Origin of the sequence: Bacillus sp. FJAT-29814 (assembly GCF_001510715.1) — a bacterium.
Classification (GTDB): domain Bacteria; phylum Bacillota; class Bacilli; order Bacillales; family Cytobacillaceae; genus Neobacillus.
In genome coordinates, this window is the sequence record NZ_LMTJ01000001.1 from 501,430 (window position 1) to 520,104 (window position 18,675).

Annotated in this window: 19 protein-coding genes, 1 other RNA gene and 1 pseudogene; 17 read left to right on the forward strand and 4 right to left on the reverse strand. The window is 40.8% G+C overall.

Annotation, left to right across the window (positions count from 1 at the left end):
• Nucleotides 1-26: 26 nt before the first annotated feature.
• The 11 genes from AR334_RS02375 (at nucleotide 27) to AR334_RS02425 (ending at nucleotide 9,521) form a co-directional block, all read left to right on the forward strand.
• The gene (locus AR334_RS02375; protein ID WP_066304467.1) at nucleotides 27-362 is read left to right on the forward strand and encodes a DUF1904 family protein; all 336 of its coding nucleotides are present in this window, start codon (nucleotides 27-29) and stop codon (nucleotides 360-362) included.
• Between the two features lie 66 nt (nucleotides 363-428).
• A complete protein-coding gene (locus AR334_RS02380; RefSeq protein ID WP_066304473.1) occupies nucleotides 429-1,649 on the forward strand; it encodes a PLP-dependent aminotransferase family protein in 1,221 nt (406 codons plus the stop codon).
• Nucleotides 1,646-2,506, forward strand: a complete 861-nt coding sequence (gene dat / locus AR334_RS02385; protein WP_066304474.1) for a D-amino-acid transaminase — start codon at nucleotides 1,646-1,648, stop codon at nucleotides 2,504-2,506. The genes AR334_RS02380 and dat overlap by 4 nt, the downstream gene beginning before the upstream one ends.
• On the forward strand, nucleotides 2,507-3,634 hold the full coding sequence (locus AR334_RS02390; RefSeq protein WP_066304475.1) for an FAD-binding oxidoreductase: 1,128 nt from the start codon (nucleotides 2,507-2,509) through the stop codon (nucleotides 3,632-3,634).
• 26 nt (nucleotides 3,635-3,660) lie between these two features.
• Nucleotides 3,661-4,539, forward strand: coding sequence for a fumarylacetoacetate hydrolase family protein (locus tag AR334_RS02395; protein ID WP_066304476.1), 879 nt, complete (start codon nucleotides 3,661-3,663; stop codon nucleotides 4,537-4,539).
• 99 nt (nucleotides 4,540-4,638) lie between these two features.
• Nucleotides 4,639-4,728, forward strand: an RNA gene (ffs, locus tag AR334_RS02400) — signal recognition particle sRNA small type.
• A 218-nt stretch (nucleotides 4,729-4,946) separates the two neighbouring features.
• A complete protein-coding gene (gene ftsZ / locus AR334_RS02405) occupies nucleotides 4,947-6,095 on the forward strand; it encodes a cell division protein FtsZ (protein ID WP_066304478.1) in 1,149 nt (382 codons plus the stop codon).
• A 215-nt stretch (nucleotides 6,096-6,310) separates the two neighbouring features.
• Entirely contained in the window at nucleotides 6,311-7,093 is a 783-nt protein-coding gene (locus AR334_RS02410) for a TerC family protein (RefSeq protein WP_066304480.1), read from the forward strand.
• A 130-nt stretch (nucleotides 7,094-7,223) separates the two neighbouring features.
• Nucleotides 7,224-7,865 carry a hemolysin III family protein gene (locus tag AR334_RS02415; protein WP_066304481.1) on the forward strand — a complete coding sequence of 214 codons (642 nt, stop codon included), beginning with the start codon at nucleotides 7,224-7,226 and terminating at the stop codon, nucleotides 7,863-7,865.
• A 260-nt stretch (nucleotides 7,866-8,125) separates the two neighbouring features.
• On the forward strand, nucleotides 8,126-8,911 hold the full coding sequence (locus tag AR334_RS02420; protein ID WP_066304482.1) for a hypothetical protein: 786 nt from the start codon (nucleotides 8,126-8,128) through the stop codon (nucleotides 8,909-8,911).
• Between the two features lie 136 nt (nucleotides 8,912-9,047).
• Nucleotides 9,048-9,521, forward strand: a complete 474-nt coding sequence (locus tag AR334_RS02425) for a hypothetical protein (protein WP_066304483.1) — start codon at nucleotides 9,048-9,050, stop codon at nucleotides 9,519-9,521.
• Nucleotides 9,522-9,892: 371 nt separating this feature from the next.
• Here AR334_RS02425 and AR334_RS29320 read toward each other — a convergent pair whose 3' ends face one another.
• From AR334_RS29320 to AR334_RS02435, 3 genes are read right to left on the reverse strand one after another with little or no spacing between them, the layout of a single operon-like run.
• On the reverse strand, nucleotides 9,893-10,060 hold the full coding sequence (locus tag AR334_RS29320) for a hypothetical protein (protein WP_156431153.1): 168 nt from the start codon (nucleotides 10,058-10,060) through the stop codon (nucleotides 9,893-9,895).
• Nucleotides 10,061-10,106: 46 nt separating this feature from the next.
• Complete coding sequence (locus AR334_RS02430) at nucleotides 10,107-10,286, reverse strand: small, acid-soluble spore protein, H family (protein WP_066304486.1); 180 nt, start codon at nucleotides 10,284-10,286, stop codon at nucleotides 10,107-10,109.
• A complete protein-coding gene (locus AR334_RS02435; protein WP_066304489.1) occupies nucleotides 10,283-11,116 on the reverse strand; it encodes a hypothetical protein in 834 nt (277 codons plus the stop codon). Before AR334_RS02435 ends, AR334_RS02430 begins: the two co-directional genes overlap by 4 nt.
• A gap of 171 nt (nucleotides 11,117-11,287) precedes the next feature.
• Between AR334_RS02435 and AR334_RS02445 the strand changes: the two are divergent.
• The 6 genes and pseudogenes from AR334_RS02445 (at nucleotide 11,288) to AR334_RS02470 (ending at nucleotide 17,481) form a co-directional block, all read left to right on the forward strand.
• Nucleotides 11,288-12,069 (forward strand): annotated as a pseudogene (locus AR334_RS02445) (NAD-dependent protein deacylase).
• Nucleotides 12,070-12,085: 16 nt separating this feature from the next.
• The gene (locus tag AR334_RS02450) at nucleotides 12,086-12,739 is read left to right on the forward strand and encodes a DUF429 domain-containing protein (protein ID WP_066304496.1); all 654 of its coding nucleotides are present in this window, start codon (nucleotides 12,086-12,088) and stop codon (nucleotides 12,737-12,739) included.
• Between the two features lie 198 nt (nucleotides 12,740-12,937).
• Nucleotides 12,938-13,789, forward strand: coding sequence for a type II CAAX endopeptidase family protein (locus tag AR334_RS02455; protein ID WP_066304497.1), 852 nt, complete (start codon nucleotides 12,938-12,940; stop codon nucleotides 13,787-13,789).
• Nucleotides 13,790-13,858: 69 nt separating this feature from the next.
• Entirely contained in the window at nucleotides 13,859-14,905 is a 1,047-nt protein-coding gene (locus AR334_RS02460) for a beta-carotene 15,15'-monooxygenase (protein ID WP_066304499.1), read from the forward strand.
• Between the two features lie 185 nt (nucleotides 14,906-15,090).
• Nucleotides 15,091-16,941: an asparagine synthase (glutamine-hydrolyzing) gene (asnB, locus tag AR334_RS02465; RefSeq protein WP_066304501.1), complete on the forward strand. Its 1,851-nt coding sequence runs from the start codon at nucleotides 15,091-15,093 to the stop codon at nucleotides 16,939-16,941.
• A 138-nt stretch (nucleotides 16,942-17,079) separates the two neighbouring features.
• Nucleotides 17,080-17,481, forward strand: coding sequence for a PaaI family thioesterase (locus AR334_RS02470; RefSeq protein WP_066304503.1), 402 nt, complete (start codon nucleotides 17,080-17,082; stop codon nucleotides 17,479-17,481).
• A gap of 142 nt (nucleotides 17,482-17,623) precedes the next feature.
• Here the strand turns inward: AR334_RS02470 and AR334_RS02475 are convergent, their stop codons facing one another.
• Nucleotides 17,624-18,661, reverse strand: coding sequence for a cytochrome d ubiquinol oxidase subunit II (locus AR334_RS02475; protein ID WP_066304505.1), 1,038 nt, complete (start codon nucleotides 18,659-18,661; stop codon nucleotides 17,624-17,626).
• Nucleotides 18,662-18,675: the final 14 nt, after the last annotated feature.

The window sequence follows — 18,675 nt, forward strand, 5'->3', positions numbered from 1 at the left end:
TTTTAAAAGATTAGGAGGAATTTGCAATGCCGCATATAATCATTAGAGGAGTCTCGATCGAGCAGGTTAAATCAATCAGTACCGCACTTGTACAAGAACTGGCGGAATTATGTGCCTGTGGAACGGACAATTTCACATTGGAACTTGTTCATTCTACATATGTATTTGATGGAAGTGAAGTGCCTGGATATCCATTGATTGAAGTAAAGTGGTTTGAACGAGGCCAGGAAATTCAAGACCAATTTGCCAATATTGTCACCAAACACATTCAAGCACTTGGAATTCCAGAAGTAGAGGTCGCTTTCAGTACATTTTTGGAATCGGCGTATTATCTCAATGGCAAGAGTTTTGCCACTTCCTAACATAAGATATAAAGTTATAACATTATACTTTTTGAATGAAATTGATAATGAAAGGAGGCCTCCCATATGAGTTACCGCTTTGCAGACCGAACGAAAATGTTTAAATCTTCCCCTATCCGTGAAATAGCAGGTCTTATTCAAAAAAAAGGAAGTGATGTCATATCATTCGCCGGAGGAAATCCATATGAACCTTATTTTCCGTCCGCAGATATCAAAAAAGCGTTCGATAAGGTTTTTGAATCTGGGAACAAAAGCTTGCAATATGGAATGACTCCAGGGTTCATGCCGTTAAGGGAGCAAATAAGCCAACGTGTCAGCGCTAAAGGAATCCAATCAAAGCCAGAAGATATTCTATTGACAACAGGTGCACAACAAGCGATTGACTTATTCGGCCGGATTATGATTTCTCCAGGCGATGTTGTCCTTACTGAAAATCCGACTTTCTTTGCGGCTGTCCAATCCTTCCAATCGTATGAAGCAAATGTGGTTGGCGTAAATGGTGATGAACAGGGAATGGACCTTGATGAGTTGGAAGCAAAAATAAAACAATACAATCCGAAGTTTATTTATGTTGTCCCGACATTTTCTAATCCAGAGGGCAGAGTATGGAGTCAAGAACGACGCAAAGCATTATTGGAACTTGCTTATCAATATAACACGCTCATTTTAGAGGATGACCCGTATGGCGATATTCAATTCTATGAGAATGAGCAATATATACCAATTGCAGCCATGGATGTTCAAAAATCCCATGTTGTATATGCAGGTACTTTTTCCAAGACAGTCGTTCCTTCCTTACGGATCGGCTGGGTACAAGGTCCAGAAGCTATTCTTAAATATTTATCGCAAATTAAAGAAGCGGCAGATCTTATGTCCAGCACCCTTAACCAACAGGCACTGTATTACTTGATTAAAGATATGGATTTAGATGCACATATCGGTATGTTGCGGAAAAATTATTACCAGCATATGGCGATTATGCAGGATTATTTAAAAACATTAGATCCTAATTTTGTATCCTGGATTGAGCCAAAAGGTGGAATGTTTATCTGGGTTAAAGTGGATGAGAGCATAAATACAACAGAATTATTAGCAGAGGTATTAGAGCATGGTGTCGCCTATGTACCGGGTGGTCCATTTTATGTTGAAAACCCACAGCAAAACACGTTGCGCCTGAATTTTACCCATTCCAGCCCAGAAAAGATCCAAATTGGAATGGAACGATTAGTGTCCGTATTTAGACAATCTGAGATGAATGTGAATATTAAAGGAGCTGGTTTTAGGTGAACTATGTTCTTGAAAACCAACAGATTGTTCCAAGAGAAAATGTCGAGATAAGTTTTTTGGATCGAGCCTATGTATTTGGCGATGGCGTATATGAAGTAATCGGGGTTTATAATGGCGTGCCTTTTAAGATGGATCAACATCTGACTAGACTGCAGTCGAGCGCTGATCAAATCCAACTCCCCCTTCCATACGATATAAAGGTATTAGAGGAAAAATTGATCGAACTTCAGGAAAAGAATCATTTAGTTACTGGCTTTATTTATCTACAAATTAGCCGAGGGGTAGCGCCAAGAACGCATCATTTTCCTAACCCTGAGGTAGTGCCTAAACTAATTGCGCATGTAACCGAAACAACGAGACTGCCAGATGACTTTTACGCATATGGGGTAAACACGATACTTGTGGAAGATGTTAGGTGGCTTAGATGTAATATAAAGAGTTTAAATTTGTTGCCTAATGTTTTAGCAAAAGAAACAGCCATTAAAAATAATTGCTTCGAAGCGATCCTGTATCGGGGAGAGACCATAACAGAAGGCAGCTCATCCAATGTATTTGTGGTAAGGGGGAATAAGCTTTACACACATCCTGCCAATAACTATATATTGAATGGCATTACTAGATCAACAGTCATTGATATTTGCCAAAAGAATAATATTGAAGTAGTTGAAACGGCTTTCAATAAGGAATTTTTATTAAACGCAGATGAAGCATTTTTAACGGTAACTTTTTTAGGCATCATACCCATTCGTCAAGTAGACGAGAAAACGGTCGGAATAGGCGAAATAACCAAGAAAATCCAAAGTGAATACTACGAACTTACGCATAAAAGCGGGGTTGGGTCAAAGGGAGTGATATAAATGAAAGTGATTGTAATTGGAACAGGAATTGCAGGCGCAAGCGCCGCCTATCACTTGGCCAAAAATAATGTAGAAGTCATCATGATTGATAAAAAACAAGAAGGTAAGGCAACTACTGCTGGGGCTGGGATCGTCTGTCCCTGGATTAGAGACATTGAAAATGAGACTTGGTATAGCCTCGCTGTGAAAGCTTATGTTGACTATCCTGATTTAATTTCTGCCTTGAAAAAGGACGGGGAAGAGGATGTCGGCTACAAAAAAGTTGGGGCTTTACGTGTTTCGACGGACACCGATAAATTGGATGAAGTTGAAAAAAGATTGAAAAACCAGCGGATGGATACACCTGAGATTGGAGATATTGTTCGTTTAAATGGAGCGCAGGCACGAAAGGTATTTCCACCACTTAATGAAAATATGGAGGCTGTGTATGTATCTGGAGGAGCTAGAGTAGATGGTGCTTTGTTACGTGATGCCCTAATCCGAGCTGCCAGGCGTAACGGGGCTAAGCTTGTGGAGGGTGAAGCACAATTAGTTCATGAGAACGGGAAAGTAGTTGGTGTTACTATTGGAAAAGAAACTATTTTTGCAGATAAAGTGCTACTAACTTCAGGTGCATGGGCTCCTGAATTATTGGAGCCGTTTGGAATTCAGTTAAATGTAAGTCCACAGCGTGGTCAGATCGCCCATATAAAGTTACTGGAAAAGGATACTTCTAATTGGCCAATTGTTATACCAGAGTCTGGCCATTATTTGGTCCCATTTGATGATGGCAGAATAGTAGCAGGGGCAACTAGAGAAACCGGATCAGGATTTGATTATCGATTGACTGCCGGTGGGGTGAATGAGGTACTAACAGAAGCGCTATTGGTTGCGCCTGGTTTAGAAGATGGAACGTTGGAAGAGGTTCGGATCGGATTCCGACCAATGGGTCCAGATTTATTACCGATTCTAGGAACTATAGATACACTCGAAGGAATTGTCCTTGCTACTGGATTAGGGAAATCCGGGCTTACATTTGGGCCATATGTCGGTCGTTTGGCAGCTTCCATCATTCAGGATGAAGAGATTGATATGGATCTTACACCGTATCAAACCTGCCATAGTATTGAGATGAAAAAGACTGTTTAACAAATTAGAAATTGGGAGATTAGTTTATGAAATTATTAAACTTTAAGTTAAATGGCGCAGTGAAATTAGGTGTCAAAACAGAGCAGGGAATTCTTGATATTGAAAAAGCAGGACAAGAATTTAACGAAGATGTACCGAACAGTATGAAAGATTTAATAAGTGGCAAAGGCATTTCAACTATTAGGAAATTAGTTGATCGTACTGAAAACAATTCGTATCCATCATTATTTTTAAATGAAGAGAAGATTGAATATCAGCCGGTGATCCCGAATCCAGGAAAGATTGTTTGTGTCGGATTAAATTATCTAAGTCATGTTGAAGAAGCGAAGACAGAAGAAATCCCAAAGACCCCTGTCCTGTTCAGTAAATTTAACAACTCCCTTTCTGCTCATAACGAACGAATATCCCTTCCATCTAAAGGAAAACTGTTTGATTATGAAGCCGAGTTAGTGATCGTGATCGGGGAAGAGGCAAAAAACGTAGAAGAGAATGAAGCACTATCTTTTGTTTTCGGCTATACTGTAGGAAACGATTTAAGTATAAGGGATTTACAGTTTACTTCTAGTCAATGGTTACTTGGGAAATCCGCTGACGGATTCGCTCCAATTGGTCCATATATTGTTCCCGCTGAGGAAGTTGACCCACAAAATTTAAACATCGAATGTAGGGTAAATGGTGAGGTCCGCCAGTCTTCCAATACAAAACATATGATTTTTGACTGTGCGACAATTGTTAGCTATATCTCAAAACATATGACATTGAAACCAGGGGACATTATTTTTACCGGAACACCGGAAGGAGTTATTTTAGGGTTGCCAGAGAATGAACGAATCTGGCTAACTTCTGGGGATGAAGTCGAGATTACAATTGAAGGAATTGGTACATTAAGGAATATACTGGAATAATTTCTGCTAGGTTCGAGAACCACGAAATGTCTGTTTTAGATTAACCTATGGATTTCCAAATTTTACAGATTACTTCCAGCATAGAAACATGGTATAGTATATGTGTAGTCCAACAAGGATACTAGGAAAGGGTCAGGGCGGGAACGCAGCAGCCATAACTGGTGGAATTGTGTGGGCTATTACATAGTCAGAATAACGCTAAACTCATATTTTGGAGTTTAGCGTTTTTTTTGTTTTTAACGGGTTCGTAATTAGAATGTTACCTTATGTTAATAAATGAAATGGAAAGGTTGTGTATACTTATTTTTATAGTAGGGATTAGAATGTCTATTACTCTACTAAACCACATGAAAAAGACAGAAAATATGACCTGTTCTCTAGGTATGGATGAAGAAAGAGGGATAACCATGATTAATTATGATATCAATATAGACCAATTTGCTTCAATTAAAGTAGTCGGTGTAGGCGGCGGAGGAAACAATGCTGTGAACAGGATGATCGAGGCAGGAGTTGAAGGGGTAGAATTTATTGCGGTCAATACCGATGGACAAGCGCTTAATCAATCAAATGCAGAAATCAGGGTGCAAATTGGCGCAGCCTTAACAAGAGGTCTGGGAGCGGGGGCAAATCCGGAGATCGGAAGAAAAGCCGTTGAAGAAAGTAAGGGACTGATTGAAGACGTACTGAAAGGGGCTGACATGGTTTTCGTTACAGCCGGTATGGGCGGCGGGACCGGGACGGGGGCAGCCCCTGCTGTTGCTGCCATCGCTCGAAAAATTGGCGCTTTGACAGTCGGGGTTGTCACACGACCGTTTAAATTTGAAGGCCGCAAGCGTGCCGTCAACGCCGAACAAGGAATTAAGGAAATGCGAGAAGCAGCGGACACCTTAATTATTATTCCAAACGACCGCCTATTGGAGATTATTGATAAGAAAACCCCAATGCTCGAAGCCTTCCGAGAAGCGGACAATGTCCTTCGTCAGGGTGTTCAAGGGATTTCTGATTTAATAGCGGTACCAGGGTTAATCAATCTTGATTTTGCCGACGTGAAAACCGTTATGTCCCACAAAGGAACCGCCTTAATGGGAATTGGTATAGCGAAGGGGGATGGTCGCGCAGCTGAAGCGGCAAAGTCAGCCTTAAATAGCCCGCTGCTGGAAACCTCGATTAATGGTGCTAAAGGTGTCATCATGAACATTACCGGCGGCCGAAATTTAAGTCTCTTTGAAGTGCAGGAGGCAGCTGAAATCGTTTCTTCTGCTTCTCATGAAGAACTAAATATGATTTTTGGTTCAGTCATTAACGAAAATTTACAGGATGAAATTATCGTTACCGTAATCGCCACAGGATTCAACGAACAAGAAGACAGGGTGGTACAAACGTCCACTCAACCATCTACGGAAAAGTCTTTTTCAATTAAGAAGGAACAGCCTCCACGAAGCCAGCCTGTAAAACAGGAAGAGCCGGATTATTATTCTGAGCGAGAGACAAAAGAACCAGAAGATTATTTAGATGTATCTTCGTTATTGCGTAATCGAAGAAATCGTAGAAGATAACAATTGGAAAAATCCGTAGGATACCTCCCGGAAAAAGGGGAGTGTGGCTACGGATTTTTCTGTAAAATCAGTTATATAAAAGGATACCCTAAAATAGTTTTGATTATGAAAACAGAATTGACTTAGGAGATTTCCGGGATTAGCTATGACTTTCTGGGAAATTATATCGTTAGAAGTCAGTATATATTTTTTAGCACCAGAAAGGATTGAAATAGATGGAGTCAATCTGGCTGGAATATGCCTGGGCATTGTTAATTCTAATCGGACTGGAAGGGTTGTTATCTGCTGATAACGCTTTGGTCCTTGCCGTAATCGCCAAGCATTTGCCCGAAGGACAGAAAAAAAGAGCAATAAATTATGGGATATTGATGGCATTTGCTTTCCGATTTGTTGCGCTATTTGTGATTTCCTTTATTGCAAACGTTTGGCAAATCCAAGCGATTGGAGCCGCTTATCTTCTATACTTAGGATTAAAGCATGTCATTCAAGCAAAGTTCGGCAAAGAAAACAAGAACATTCATAAGGATGATGCAAAAGAAGTGAAAGGTAAAGGTTTCGGGGCGACTGTCGGGAAGATTGCTTTGGCTGACCTGGCCTTTGCCGTTGATTCGATTCTGGCCGCTGTTGCGCTTGCCCTCGGTCTTCCGGATTCACCTCTTGGCGAATTCGGGGGGATGGATGGTGGACAATTTATTGTTGTACTTCTTGGAGGTATTGCCGGCCTTATATTGATTAAGTTCGCTGCAACTTGGTTCGTGCAGCTTTTGGAAAAACGTCCAGCTTTGGAAACAACAGCTTATGCCATTGTCGCCTGGGTCGGGGTTAAACTTGCGGTTATTACCCTCGCCCATGAAGATATTGGCGTCATAAATCATGATTTTCCCCACGGTACCACTTGGACGCTGATTTTTTATGGAGTATTGGTTGCCATTGCTCTAATCGGTTGGTTTGCTCCGCGGAGCAAGCCACCATTGAAAAAGTTAAATCCTGAAAGTTAGAAATATCAGCTAGTCGAAACCTCAACATTTTGCAAAAACAGGTAAAGAAATGGTATGTTAAACATAATATCGTATGGCTAGTAAGTGATTTTGCTATCGGTTATATAAACATTTTAAGAGGGGAAATCCATTGGCAAACACACATACATTCAGTAAAGGAGAGGAAATCGCCAATTCCATTACACATGGGATCGGTGCTCTGCTTAGTATTGCGGCTTTGGTTTTACTTATTGTTTTTTCGTCGATTTACGGTAATGCCTGGCATGTTGTTAGTTTTACATTATTTGGTTCAACGATGGTCTTAATGTACCTGTCATCAACGCTTTTGCATGCATTTCCGGAAGGAAGTAAAGTCAAGGATATTTTTGAAATATTTGACCACTCGTCGATTTATTTTTTCATTGCGGGGACATATACGCCATTTATGTTTACTGCCGTAAATGGATGGTTGGGCTGGACGATTTTTGGGATTGTATGGGGAGTGGCCATTGGTGGTACAGTTTTTAAATGTTTCTTCGTCAAACGGTTCCTCTTCACTTCTACTGCCCTGTATGTATTAATGGGCTGGATGATTGTATTTGCATGGAAACCACTTACAAACGCTTTGGAGCCTGCAGGACTTCATTATCTGGTCCTTGGGGGAGTTTTGTATACGGTAGGCTCTGTATTTTATATATGGCGAGGCTTTAAATTTCACCATGCCATTTGGCATTTGTTTGTGATTGCTGGGAGTATCATGCATTTCTTTAGCGTACTGACGTTGATACACTAAAAGGCCCTTTGACGGGGCTTTTTTTCGTAATCAGACTGTTTCTTCATTGGTTATTTTTCCGCCATCCGTCCTTCCATATAGTTAAATCTCCTCACATTTTTCGCCAGAAAAACAGCATCCTAATAGTCTAATTTAGCCATTCCTTTTCGTATTTATCTAAATTAATATAGTTATGGTAGTACAAAAAATGGTTCGTTTCGATAAAAAATATAGCATTTCGTCATTCATCTAAGCCTCAATATTTGGATGGGAGTGATCATGTGAATACAGATCAAGCATTTGACTTATTAAAGAACGCTGGTTTTTCGGAGGAACAAAGTATTGAAACCGTGAGACGCTGGATGCGCGAGCGTAAAATTAGTTATGTTGGAAAGTCAGGACAGCGGGAAACAGACTATATACTTGAGGATACAGACCAAGCGATCGAATTGCTGAAGGATGCCGGTGTTTCCGCTAATATAGGTATCCCGCTTGTGAAACGGTGGTATCTTGAAGGCAAGATTCAAAAAGTGGGGAACGGGTACCAACTATCGAATTACATAACCAAGCAACACCTGTTTGAAAATAGGCCTATTAAACATGATAAATCCCTTCATGATATAAAAGAAAAAATAAAAGCACAGGATAAGCAGCTGCAGGGGCTGGAAGAGCTTCATAAAACATCTGTAAGAGCATTGATTGAGCAAAGAAACAATTTGAAAAGAGAACTCGCCGTTCTTAGGAAAGAAAAATCGGATTGGACTAAGGAGTCTGAAAAGGTATTAAAAGAAAACCTTGAATTACGAAAGGAATTGTTAAAACTAAAAGAGGAACGATCGAGGCAAGGAAAAAGAGTAGAGGAACCAGCAGAAGCACCACCAGTTTCTTATCCTTCTGACTATCGACAAAAATTAGGACTATCCAAAAAAGCGGGACAGAAAGAAGTGTTAACGGGTTTTAAAAAATTATTAAAACTAACACATCCCGACCACGGGGGAAGCGCTGCAGCCTTCCATTATATTAAAACGGACTATGATCAATATAAAAATAGTTTGAAAGATAAATAAACAAAAATGGATTGACTTATGGATACTGTGCCAGTTTTTTTAAAGAAATAAGACATGAATCCACGACATATAATGATTATTGATATTATTTAAGTCGTATTCGACTAGGGCTATCACCGAAACAGGGGGGATGAATTTGAAATTTTCAATTCAATATATACCTCTGAATAAGATCAAACCTGATTTATCATTGAAAATGACGGACCACTTAAAGCGGCTACAGAGATTAATGTGGGACTGTATGTTTGTTTTAGTTGTCAGAAAAAGCAATAAAGACGATAGCTATATTATTATCTGGGGACAGGATCGATTTGAAAGCCTTCGAAAACATACAAAGAGTATTTATGCACCTTGCATTGTAGATAAAAGTACTTCTTCTGGATTCACTTCGTGGTTTTATCGTTTGCGCAACAAACAACCCCTTGATGATTTTCCATTAATGCCGAAAAGCTGGTCCATCTTCCGCTCCTTCTTGAAACAAGAGCCTCGTTTTAAAAATTTACCCCGTGCCCAACAAATTAGAGTTCTGATTTTAGCGGCGAGATACAAGAAAACGGTTATTCACTCCATGAAAACGATGGTGAATGAAATGCTCAAAAATAACGGATAATCCATATGTGGTGTCAGGCACTAGCTAATTATTGCTGGTACTGACACCAATAGGACGATGTCGGGCATATTAAAAGACAACCTAAAATAGGGTTGTCTTTTTTGTGATTTTAAATGGGTAATTTTGCTTTTTAAAAAAGGGCATCGCGGATATATTGGAATGATCGCAGATATATTTAATTTATCGCAGATAAAATCAAATTAACGCGGATATATCCAAGATTATCGCAGATATATGGTGAAACACCGCGGATATAATTTTTTTAACCCCAAATTGGTAAAAATGGATACCCGGTTTTCCCCTTTAAATAGCTCCTATCGAGCTTATAGGAGTAAAAACAGGCACTTTTAGCCAGGAAACCGCCCGGAATTTTATTCAGATTTATGTTGGCTAACAGCCTCATTAAGTAATCGGTTATTTTCCAAGCCATTTTCACTAAAGGCATTGTCATTGTTTAAACCATTCTTAATACTTGCATGGTCCAAATTATTATCTTTTCCTGGAGAGATGCCTCGTTTACTATTTGTAGTATTTGTCATCGGTCTTCATCCTTTCTTTAAAGATGGTACATTGAAGTTTTGCTTTTTAGTTTTCCTCTAAACCATCGATTGGGACCAATCGACTTTCATCATGCGTCCCTCTTTGAGAAACTAATGCCATGTTGGAGGTAGTCTCGATGCTTTCAATCCAAACGGGAATGCCGTGATAGTTAACTAAAATTTCTTCATCAGATGTGAGTATCTCTTTTACCCTATCTAGGTTCATTGAATCACCTCTCTAATATTATCCCAAACTGTCACAACATTATAAGGGGACTGATTTATCGAAAATCTTAGTTTGGGAAAGGTACGGCTTACTACAGAAAAAAGCAGACCCAATTGGCCTGCTTTTTTCAAGTTTTCCGGCAGAAACTCACCTATTTCACCCGAAATAATCGATGTGTCCCAAGGATGCCAATAGTAGGTATTGCCGTCATACTGCAGGTCATATTTATGGGCAATTGGTTCATCGGTGTAAAAGACCATCTCGTAATAAATGGGATCACTGTTTCCTGTATTAGGCTGGAAAGTCGGCGTTTCCTTGCTGGTACTTAAAATTTCTAGAAATCTCTTCACTTCTTCGCCGGTATTGATATCTACTATTTTTTGTGACCCATTAGGTGTGTAAGCAAGAAATATTTCGATTCGATTTACTTTTTCGATTGGCATATCCTTAAAGTGCCATTTGAATTCAGTATCATCTCTTGAGTAATAGACGCGATACCCGTTAATATCGCGGGGAGATTTAACGGCAATCAATTGTGGATAGCCTTTAATCGTGTAAATTTCTGTTCCTTTTTCATGAAATGCTGCATCTCCATTGCGAATCTTATAATTGGGATTTGAAACATTGTCAGCAACCCTAAACTTTACTTCGCCAATCTTTTCACCAATGTACTTGGTGTCGGACAAAGTTCCGGTATATATTCCATCGTAGGTCACGCCATTCCATTTAATAAAATCAACCCATTCAATAATGGAATTTCCTCCAAATAGCGAAGAACGACAGCCTGTTAAGAAGATCATCAACAATAGTAAGACACTCCATTTTTTCACGTGGCAGCACCCCTTTTTAGATTAGACGGAGTTTTTACAATCCGGTTTCGAAGGATTGAACCGACTATATATCCTTAACCTCTTTTTCTTTATACGTTAGCTATCTTTCATTTTCCTTCTTTTTACCGGAAAGTTATACTGATACTAAAAGTATGACTAGGAGTGTAAAACATGTTAAGCAACATAGATATTTGCACAAGCTTCATTGAGAAGGCCAAAAACATCGTCGTTCTGACAGGTGCGGGAATAAGTACGGAATCGGGAATTAAGGATTTTCGTTCCAAAACAGGGGTATATCAGCTAGCCCCTGAAACCATTCTTTCGCTCGACTATTTTTATCGACATCCGAAGGAGTTTTATCAGTTTGCAATCGAGAATCTATATCATCCTGTTGCCAAGCCAAACCGCGGTCATGAAATCCTGGCAACTTGGGAGGAGCAGGAAGGGTATCGCATATTATTACCCAGAACATCGATGGTCTGCATCAAAAGGCCGGAAGCAAAAATGTCATTGAGTTTCATGGAACCATGAAAACTGCCTCCTGCCTGCACTGCGAAAAAATGTACGCAGCCGAGGAAATGGTTTCACGGATGCAAACAAATGAGGACTTTTATGTTTGCGACAATTGTAATACAAAAAGGGTAGAGGATCGTTTTATTAAACCAGATGTAGTTTTATTCGGGGATGCTGGAGAGTGGTTTTCAGTCCAAGGGTTCAATACCATTCTTCGTCATATCGAGGAGGCCGATTGTCTGTTGGTGCTGGGCACAAGCCTGAAGGTCACGCCATTCTCGACCTTCCCGCAATACCGGGAGCGCGGCGTCCCCATGATCATCATTAATAAAGGAGATACACCATACGATCATGCTGATGGAACCTATGTCATTCAGGATTCCATTGGAAAAACATTGTCGGAAATCGATAAGCATCTAAACGAAGGACCAAAATCTTAGAGAGAGATGAGGTTGTATGAGGGTTATTGGCATTGATTTATCTGGACCAAGCAATCACAAGGATACAGTTTTAACGATTTTTGAAAAACAAGAGGATCAATTAATTTTTATTAAGCTGTTAAGCGATATCAGCGATTGGGAGATATTAAACGAAATTCACTCTCAAAGTCAGTTGGATGAGGTGGTGGTTGGAATCGACGCCCCACTATCCTATCAAGACGGCGGCGGAGACAGACTAGGTGATAAAGCATTAAGGCAGTTTATCGTTTCATTGGGGATGAAGTCCGGATCGATCATGACTCCGACAATGACCAAAATGGTCTATCTGACGTTGAGGGGGATTAGGCTTAGCAGGGAAATTGATAATCTAAGAACCCCAAATCCGACTTCAATCGTGGAAGTGCATCCGGGTGCCGTAATGGGGTCACGGCTTTCACGAGAGGACTTTGAGCATGTTTTACATTACAAACAAAACGTCACTGCAAGGTCTTTTATAAAAAATTGGTTTGAGCTGCAGAACCTGAGGCATCTTCCTGATTTTATCGAAAAAGAAAGTCATTTTATTGATGCCTGTGCCGCTGCTTTGGGGGCTTGGCACTGGAAGGAGTTAAAACCGAGATGGCTGTTTCCAGCTGAACCGCTCCTGCATCCTTATGATTATTGTTGTTAGGCTCCGTTTGAATTTTATACCAGCTGATTTTTTCCTAAATAAGCCACGCGTAGAAAGATAACCAAAAGGCATGAATCGATAAGAGATTTGTGCCTTTTTTTTATGACTTTGATATGACCTTTACATGACAAACTACACTCTAACTTCGTGACTTTTTTTCCTTATTATCGAACTATCAAGAAAAAGGAGATGGAAATCATGTTTAAGAATTTAAGTTCATTAGCAAAGAGTATGATTTTTACGGTTATTGTCATCGCTTTGGCGGGCTTGTTTTCTCAATTGCCGGGAATAAGCGGGGAAGTGTATATGTTCTCACCAGTTATTACGGTGCTGATCATGATGTTTATTGTCACCCGTGATGGATACAGTAAATCAGGATGGGTTCCACTTGGAGTTCATAAGCTTGGGCTGAAAAAATGGGGATTTGCGTTCGTTGCTCCGGTTGTTGTTCATCTGGTTGGATATAGTATTCTATGGGTTTCGGGTATAGGGGAAATCACAACTGCCAACCTAAAAGGCATGAGCCCGGTTACTATGATAATGGCGACGATCCCAATGCTGTTAATCTACACTGTGACTTTTTCACTTTTTGAGGAAATCGGCTGGCGCGGCTATCTTCTCCCACATTTGCAGCGTCTTGGCAATATTCGTGCGTTAGTCCTGTCTGGATTCATTCATGGCTGCTGGCACCTGCCGCTTATCCTGCTTACTGATGTTTACCATGCTGAAGGAAGCCGTTGGGTGGTGATTCCGCTATTTCTCGTATCATTAACGATTGTCGGAATTTTGATTGGGCATGTACGAATGGCTACAAATAGTGTTTGGCCGGCGGCCATAATCCATGCTGTCCACAACGTGGCTTGGGCCCGCTTTGCATTATTAACTGAAAGTGATTCTTCGTACGCGGAAATCCTGACAGGAGACACTGGCATCGTTCAACTGGTTCTTTACGGAGCTGTTGCTGTTCTTATTATCAGGAATATGAAAAAGGGAACCCAGGTTGTCAACCGGAAAGGAATGATTTTTCGAAATAGTAAGACTTTAATGTAATGGGTAGTTTATACTATTTTAATAGGTAATATATGGTATAATTAAAGAAAAAAGGGTAGGGTGACCTCTATGGTGTTAAAAAGGACTCTAAACCGAAATGTATTGCTGATACTGCTCCTGTTTGTGTTAGCTGCAAATTATTCTTTATACCATACTGCATTTGGAGACATGGCATTACCAAAAAATACTAATATAATGGTTTTGGCATCGATGATAGATTTGGCCTTGATTGCTCCGGTATTATTTTTGACATGGAAACGAAAATTGAATTGGAAAAACCTCATTTTGGGGATTGCCGGTGGTCTGGTTTTGGTCCGATTCCTGATTCCGATGGAGTATTTGGCTCCATTTGAAGCGATCACATGGGTCGGGTTTGCCGTTGAAGGCGGGTTGCTCCTGCTGGAGATTTTGGTTCTCGTTTCTTTGTTTCAATATATGCCGAACATCGTCCGTTCCGTAAAGGAAAGTTCGCTGCCGGTACTGTATTCTTTTTCAACAGCCGTAGAAAAGCAGGTCAAGTCCTACCCGATTATTCGCGTTATTTGCTCAGAAATGCTCATGTACTACTTTGCTTTCACGACATGGCGAAAGAAAACGCCTGTCGGTCCTAATATGTTTACCTTGCATCAAAAATCCAGTTTAATCGCGTTTCAAATCATGCTGATTCATGCGACTGTACTTGAAATGGTTGGACTCCACTGGTTGTTTCATGATAAGTCAGTAGTATTATCGATTATTATGCTGATTCTGAACGTTTATACGGTTATTTTCTTTTTGGGCGACATTCAGGTTGTGCGTCATAATCCGTTGGTGGTGTCAGAGGAGAACATTTATGTCTCGCTTGGACTAATGAAACGAATGAAAATCAATTTGTCAGACATTGAAGAAATCATTGAAGAACCAGCTCAATTAAAACAAAAGCTTTCCAAAGATACTATCGATTTCATTGCGCGAGATATGGAAGAAGTCCATCCCGATGTTATTCTAAAATTAAAGCAACCTCTCGAAGCGACTTTGATTATGGGGATGAAAAAACAGTATTCAAAGGTTGCGATTCGCGTGGACGATCCGATGAGATTTAAACAGGTTTTAAAAGAAAAAATTGAAAATATGTAAAATGAATTTGCTGCCAGGGGGAGACCCTTTGGCAGTTTTTTATTTTTTCAAAAATGTTAAACCCACATTAATTAATCTCGATATGAGATTAAATTTATATAAAACGAATATTGTTTAGATTAAAAGTCATTACATATGATGAAAATCATCTAAGGTTATGAATTTTTAAGAAAGAGGGATGCATCATGTGCGGTATTACAGGTTGGGTTGATTGGAGACAGGATCTCACGAAACAGCAGGACACCATTAGAAAGATGACAGAAACCCTAAGCAAGCGGGGGCCGGATGACTCCAATATTTGGTCTGCCCCGCAAGTGGCACTTGGTCATAAACGGTTAGTTGTTGTCGACCCCATTGGAGGCAAACAGCCGATGACCAAATTGAAAAACGGGCATACCTATACGATGGTTTATAACGGTGAACTTTACAATACGGAAGATATTCGCAAGGAGTTGCTGAAGAGTGGACATCGTTTTGAATCACACTCTGATACAGAAGTGTTATTGACGGCTTATATGGAGTGGGGCGAACAATGTGTTGACCACCTGAATGGCATTTACGCATTTGCCATTTGGGACCATGTCAAACAAAGGCTATTTATGGGCCGGGATCGCCTCGGTGTCAAACCGCTTTTTTATAAAGAAGGAAATGGCTCGCTGCTGTTCGCGTCGGAATTAAAAGCCGTCCTCGCTCATCCGTCAGTAAAGCCGGAAGTAAACCGGGAAGGGCTGCAGGAGATTCTTGCATTAGGGCCATCGCGAACACCGGGCCACGGCGTGTTTCACGGGATTTACGAACTCAGGCCAGCCCACGTCCTCATTTATGATAAAAATGGAGCCAGAATCAGAAGGTACTGGAATGTGGAAAGCAAAGAGCATCCTCATTCACTATCTGAGACCATAGAACAGGTAAGATTTCTGGTCAAAGATGCTGTTGAGCGTCAATTGGTAGCGGATGTTCCGGTTTGCACATTTTTGTCAGGCGGAGTGGATTCCAGTGCCATCAGCGCAATTGCCAGCGACTTTTTCAACAAGGAAGGGCGGGGCACGCTTCATACGTTTTCCATCGATTATGAACGAAATGATGAATTTTTCAAAGCGACATCGTTTCAGCCTGACCGAGATAAGCCTTGGATTGAAAAAATGCAGCAGTTTTTAGGGGCGATTCATCACTCAGAGGTGATTGATAACAACGAGCTAATCGGTCGCTTAGAGGATGCCGTTTCGGTTAGAGATTTGCCGGGGATGGCAGATGTGGATTCATCCCTATTGTGGTTTTGTGAACGAATCAAGCAGGACTATACGGTCGCGTTGTCGGGTGAATGTGCCGATGAGATTTTTGGCGGATACCCATGGTTTTACCGAAAGGACCTGTTGCAAAGAGAAGGTTTTCCGTGGATGCAATCCTTGGATGAACGGCAGCAGGTGATAATCCCTTCTTGGCAGCAGAAATTACATTTAAAAACTTATGCTATGGACCGTTATCATGAAACGCTGCAAGAGGTGCCGGAACTTGATGGAGTGACTTCATTGGAAGCTCGGCGCCGCGAGATGTTTTATCTCAATATGACTTGGTTTATGGCGGCGTTGTTGGAGCGGAAGGATCGCATGAGCATGGGGGCTAGTCTGGAGGTTCGCGTCCCGTTTGCGGACCATCGCCTGGTCGAGTATGCCTGGAATATTCCGTGGGACATGAAAATGCTGAATGGCCGTGAGAAGGGGTTATTGCGAAAGGCACTGGAAGGTGTGCTTCCCGATGATGTCTTATACCGGAAAAAGAGCCCTTATCCAAAAACCCATCACCCTGAATATACCAATCTCGTAAAGAATAAGCTGAACTCTATCCTTGACCAAAAATCTTCCCCAATCCTTGAATTAGTCTCCAAACAGAAGCTCAAAGACATTATCGCTTCAAACGGCTCATCGTTTAAAACCCCTTGGTTCGGGCAGCTCATGACCGGTCCGCAGTTGCTCGCATATTTTATTCAATTAAATAGTTGGCTAAAGCAATATAAGGTTAATATCCTGGACACTTAACCACAGAGCACCAGGCCGTACCCAGTCTTGGATCAAAGTCCACCGAATTAAAAACTGGTTTCTCATTTAAATTAATACTATAATAACCTCACGGGACAAACTATTTAGAATATTGCAATTAATACCTTGGAGGTTAGAATGGAAATAGCCAAAAGAAGTCAGCAGATTGCGGATACTCCGGTTTGGAAACATATTGGTATGGAAATAAAGAAGTCAATACCAGGATATTCGGAAGTGGAATTAAAAATTACACCACAATTGTTGCAAATCCACGGAAGTGTTCACGGTGGAATTCAGGCTACGTTAATTGACGCTGCCGTCGGAACAGCATTAACGCCGATGCTTGAGGAGCATGAGGCAGCATCAACAGTGGAATTGAAAACCAACTTTTTAAGACCCGGAAAGGGTGAAACATTAATCTGCAAAGGAAGGATTAAACATAAAGGGAGAAATCTTGTGTTGGGCGAAGCTGAAATCATTAATGAAATGGGCAAATTAATAGCTTCTGGCACCGCAACTTATATGATTGTTAGAAAATAAAAAATATCTGAATCAAAAAAGCCAGGAAATCCTGGCTTTTTTGGCTCCTATCAATAATAGGTCAGATTTTCGGCATTGGACTCATCTTGTTCTTGATGGTTTTGTTATATTTTCATGGAATGAAAAAGTGAACAAGATGATCTTAATCCTTTTTTGCTTTTAAATACCGTTTATCCTTCATAAAAAGGCTCCAAAAGTAGAAGAAACCAGGGAATAGGATGGCGAAACCAACAATATACGTGATAAATACCACTCGGAATGAATTGGGATCGGTAAACGCGGAGTGTATCGTGACATTTGGGTATACAATGTACGGCAAATGAGCTTTGCCGTAAACATAGCTAGCCACCAAATACTGTGCTGTCGCAGCGATTACAGTAAGCCGAGGCATGCCTTTGACCCCTTTCATAAAAGGGTTTGGAAAATATAGACCCACACCTACCAAAAGAAAAAACCCCAAAGATAGCAATAAAAGCGGCAGATTATCCAACATTCGATTGTACAACCAAGCAGCCTCATATTTTAGTGTCAGCATAATTAGAAATGCCATTAGCAATGAAATCGGACCGAGAATTCGGCCATCGCGCAAATACACCCGATAGGCGTCCATCTCATCCGAGACTTTAGAATAATCGGCCAGCAGCAAAGATGAAAGAAACAGGCTGCTGCTGATGGCAAAACCGATAAAGGCATATTCATTTGGACTAGTAAATAACTTAACTAAATTTAGCGTAGCGTTCCCATCTTCATATTCCACGTAATGGCCATGTGTAATAGGCAGGACACTAATTAACAGACCAGGGATGATAATGCCTGTGATCCCGGATATAACCGTTAACGGTTTTTTGTATTCCGGTATTGCATTTGAAAAGACAAGAAATGCACTTCTAAGGGCCAACAGCAGCAGGATTATGCTTCCAGGGATAAGCAAGATCGTGCCAAGTGTATAGGTGGCCTTGGGAAACAGGCTGACTAAAGCAACAACGAGCGCCACAATAAATGTGTTGGTCACCTCCCAAGTGGGTGAAAGATAGCGGTTCGCAATGTTTGTTGCTCGTGTCGTTTCGTGATTTATGTAGAACATCGACCAAAATCCCGCGCCAAAATCCATGGTAGCCATGACCGCGTAAATGAAAACGAATCCCCACAGGACGGTAATCGCAATCAGTGCATCTGGCATTTTGTTTTCCTCCC

Coding starts and splice junctions, on each gene's coding strand:
- AR334_RS02460 (WP_066304499.1), top strand. CDS start 13,859: ATGGTGTTAAAAAGGACTCTAAACCGAAATGTATTGCTGATACTGCTC.
- AR334_RS02375 (WP_066304467.1), top strand. CDS start 27: ATGCCGCATATAATCATTAGAGGAGTCTCGATCGAGCAGGTTAAATCA.
- AR334_RS02450 (WP_066304496.1), top strand. CDS start 12,086: ATGAGGGTTATTGGCATTGATTTATCTGGACCAAGCAATCACAAGGAT.
- AR334_RS02390 (WP_066304475.1), top strand. CDS start 2,507: ATGAAAGTGATTGTAATTGGAACAGGAATTGCAGGCGCAAGCGCCGCC.
- asnB (WP_066304501.1), top strand. CDS start 15,091: ATGTGCGGTATTACAGGTTGGGTTGATTGGAGACAGGATCTCACGAAA.
- AR334_RS02380 (WP_066304473.1), top strand. CDS start 429: ATGAGTTACCGCTTTGCAGACCGAACGAAAATGTTTAAATCTTCCCCT.
- AR334_RS02430 (WP_066304486.1), bottom strand. CDS start 10,286: ATGAACCTAGATAGGGTAAAAGAGATACTCACATCTGATGAAGAAATT.
- AR334_RS02455 (WP_066304497.1), top strand. CDS start 12,938: ATGTTTAAGAATTTAAGTTCATTAGCAAAGAGTATGATTTTTACGGTT.
- AR334_RS02395 (WP_066304476.1), top strand. CDS start 3,661: ATGAAATTATTAAACTTTAAGTTAAATGGCGCAGTGAAATTAGGTGTC.
- AR334_RS02410 (WP_066304480.1), top strand. CDS start 6,311: ATGGAGTCAATCTGGCTGGAATATGCCTGGGCATTGTTAATTCTAATC.
- AR334_RS02475 (WP_066304505.1), bottom strand. CDS start 18,661: ATGCCAGATGCACTGATTGCGATTACCGTCCTGTGGGGATTCGTTTTC.
- AR334_RS29320 (WP_156431153.1), bottom strand. CDS start 10,060: ATGACAAATACTACAAATAGTAAACGAGGCATCTCTCCAGGAAAAGAT.
- AR334_RS02470 (WP_066304503.1), top strand. CDS start 17,080: ATGGAAATAGCCAAAAGAAGTCAGCAGATTGCGGATACTCCGGTTTGG.
- ftsZ (WP_066304478.1), top strand. CDS start 4,947: ATGATTAATTATGATATCAATATAGACCAATTTGCTTCAATTAAAGTA.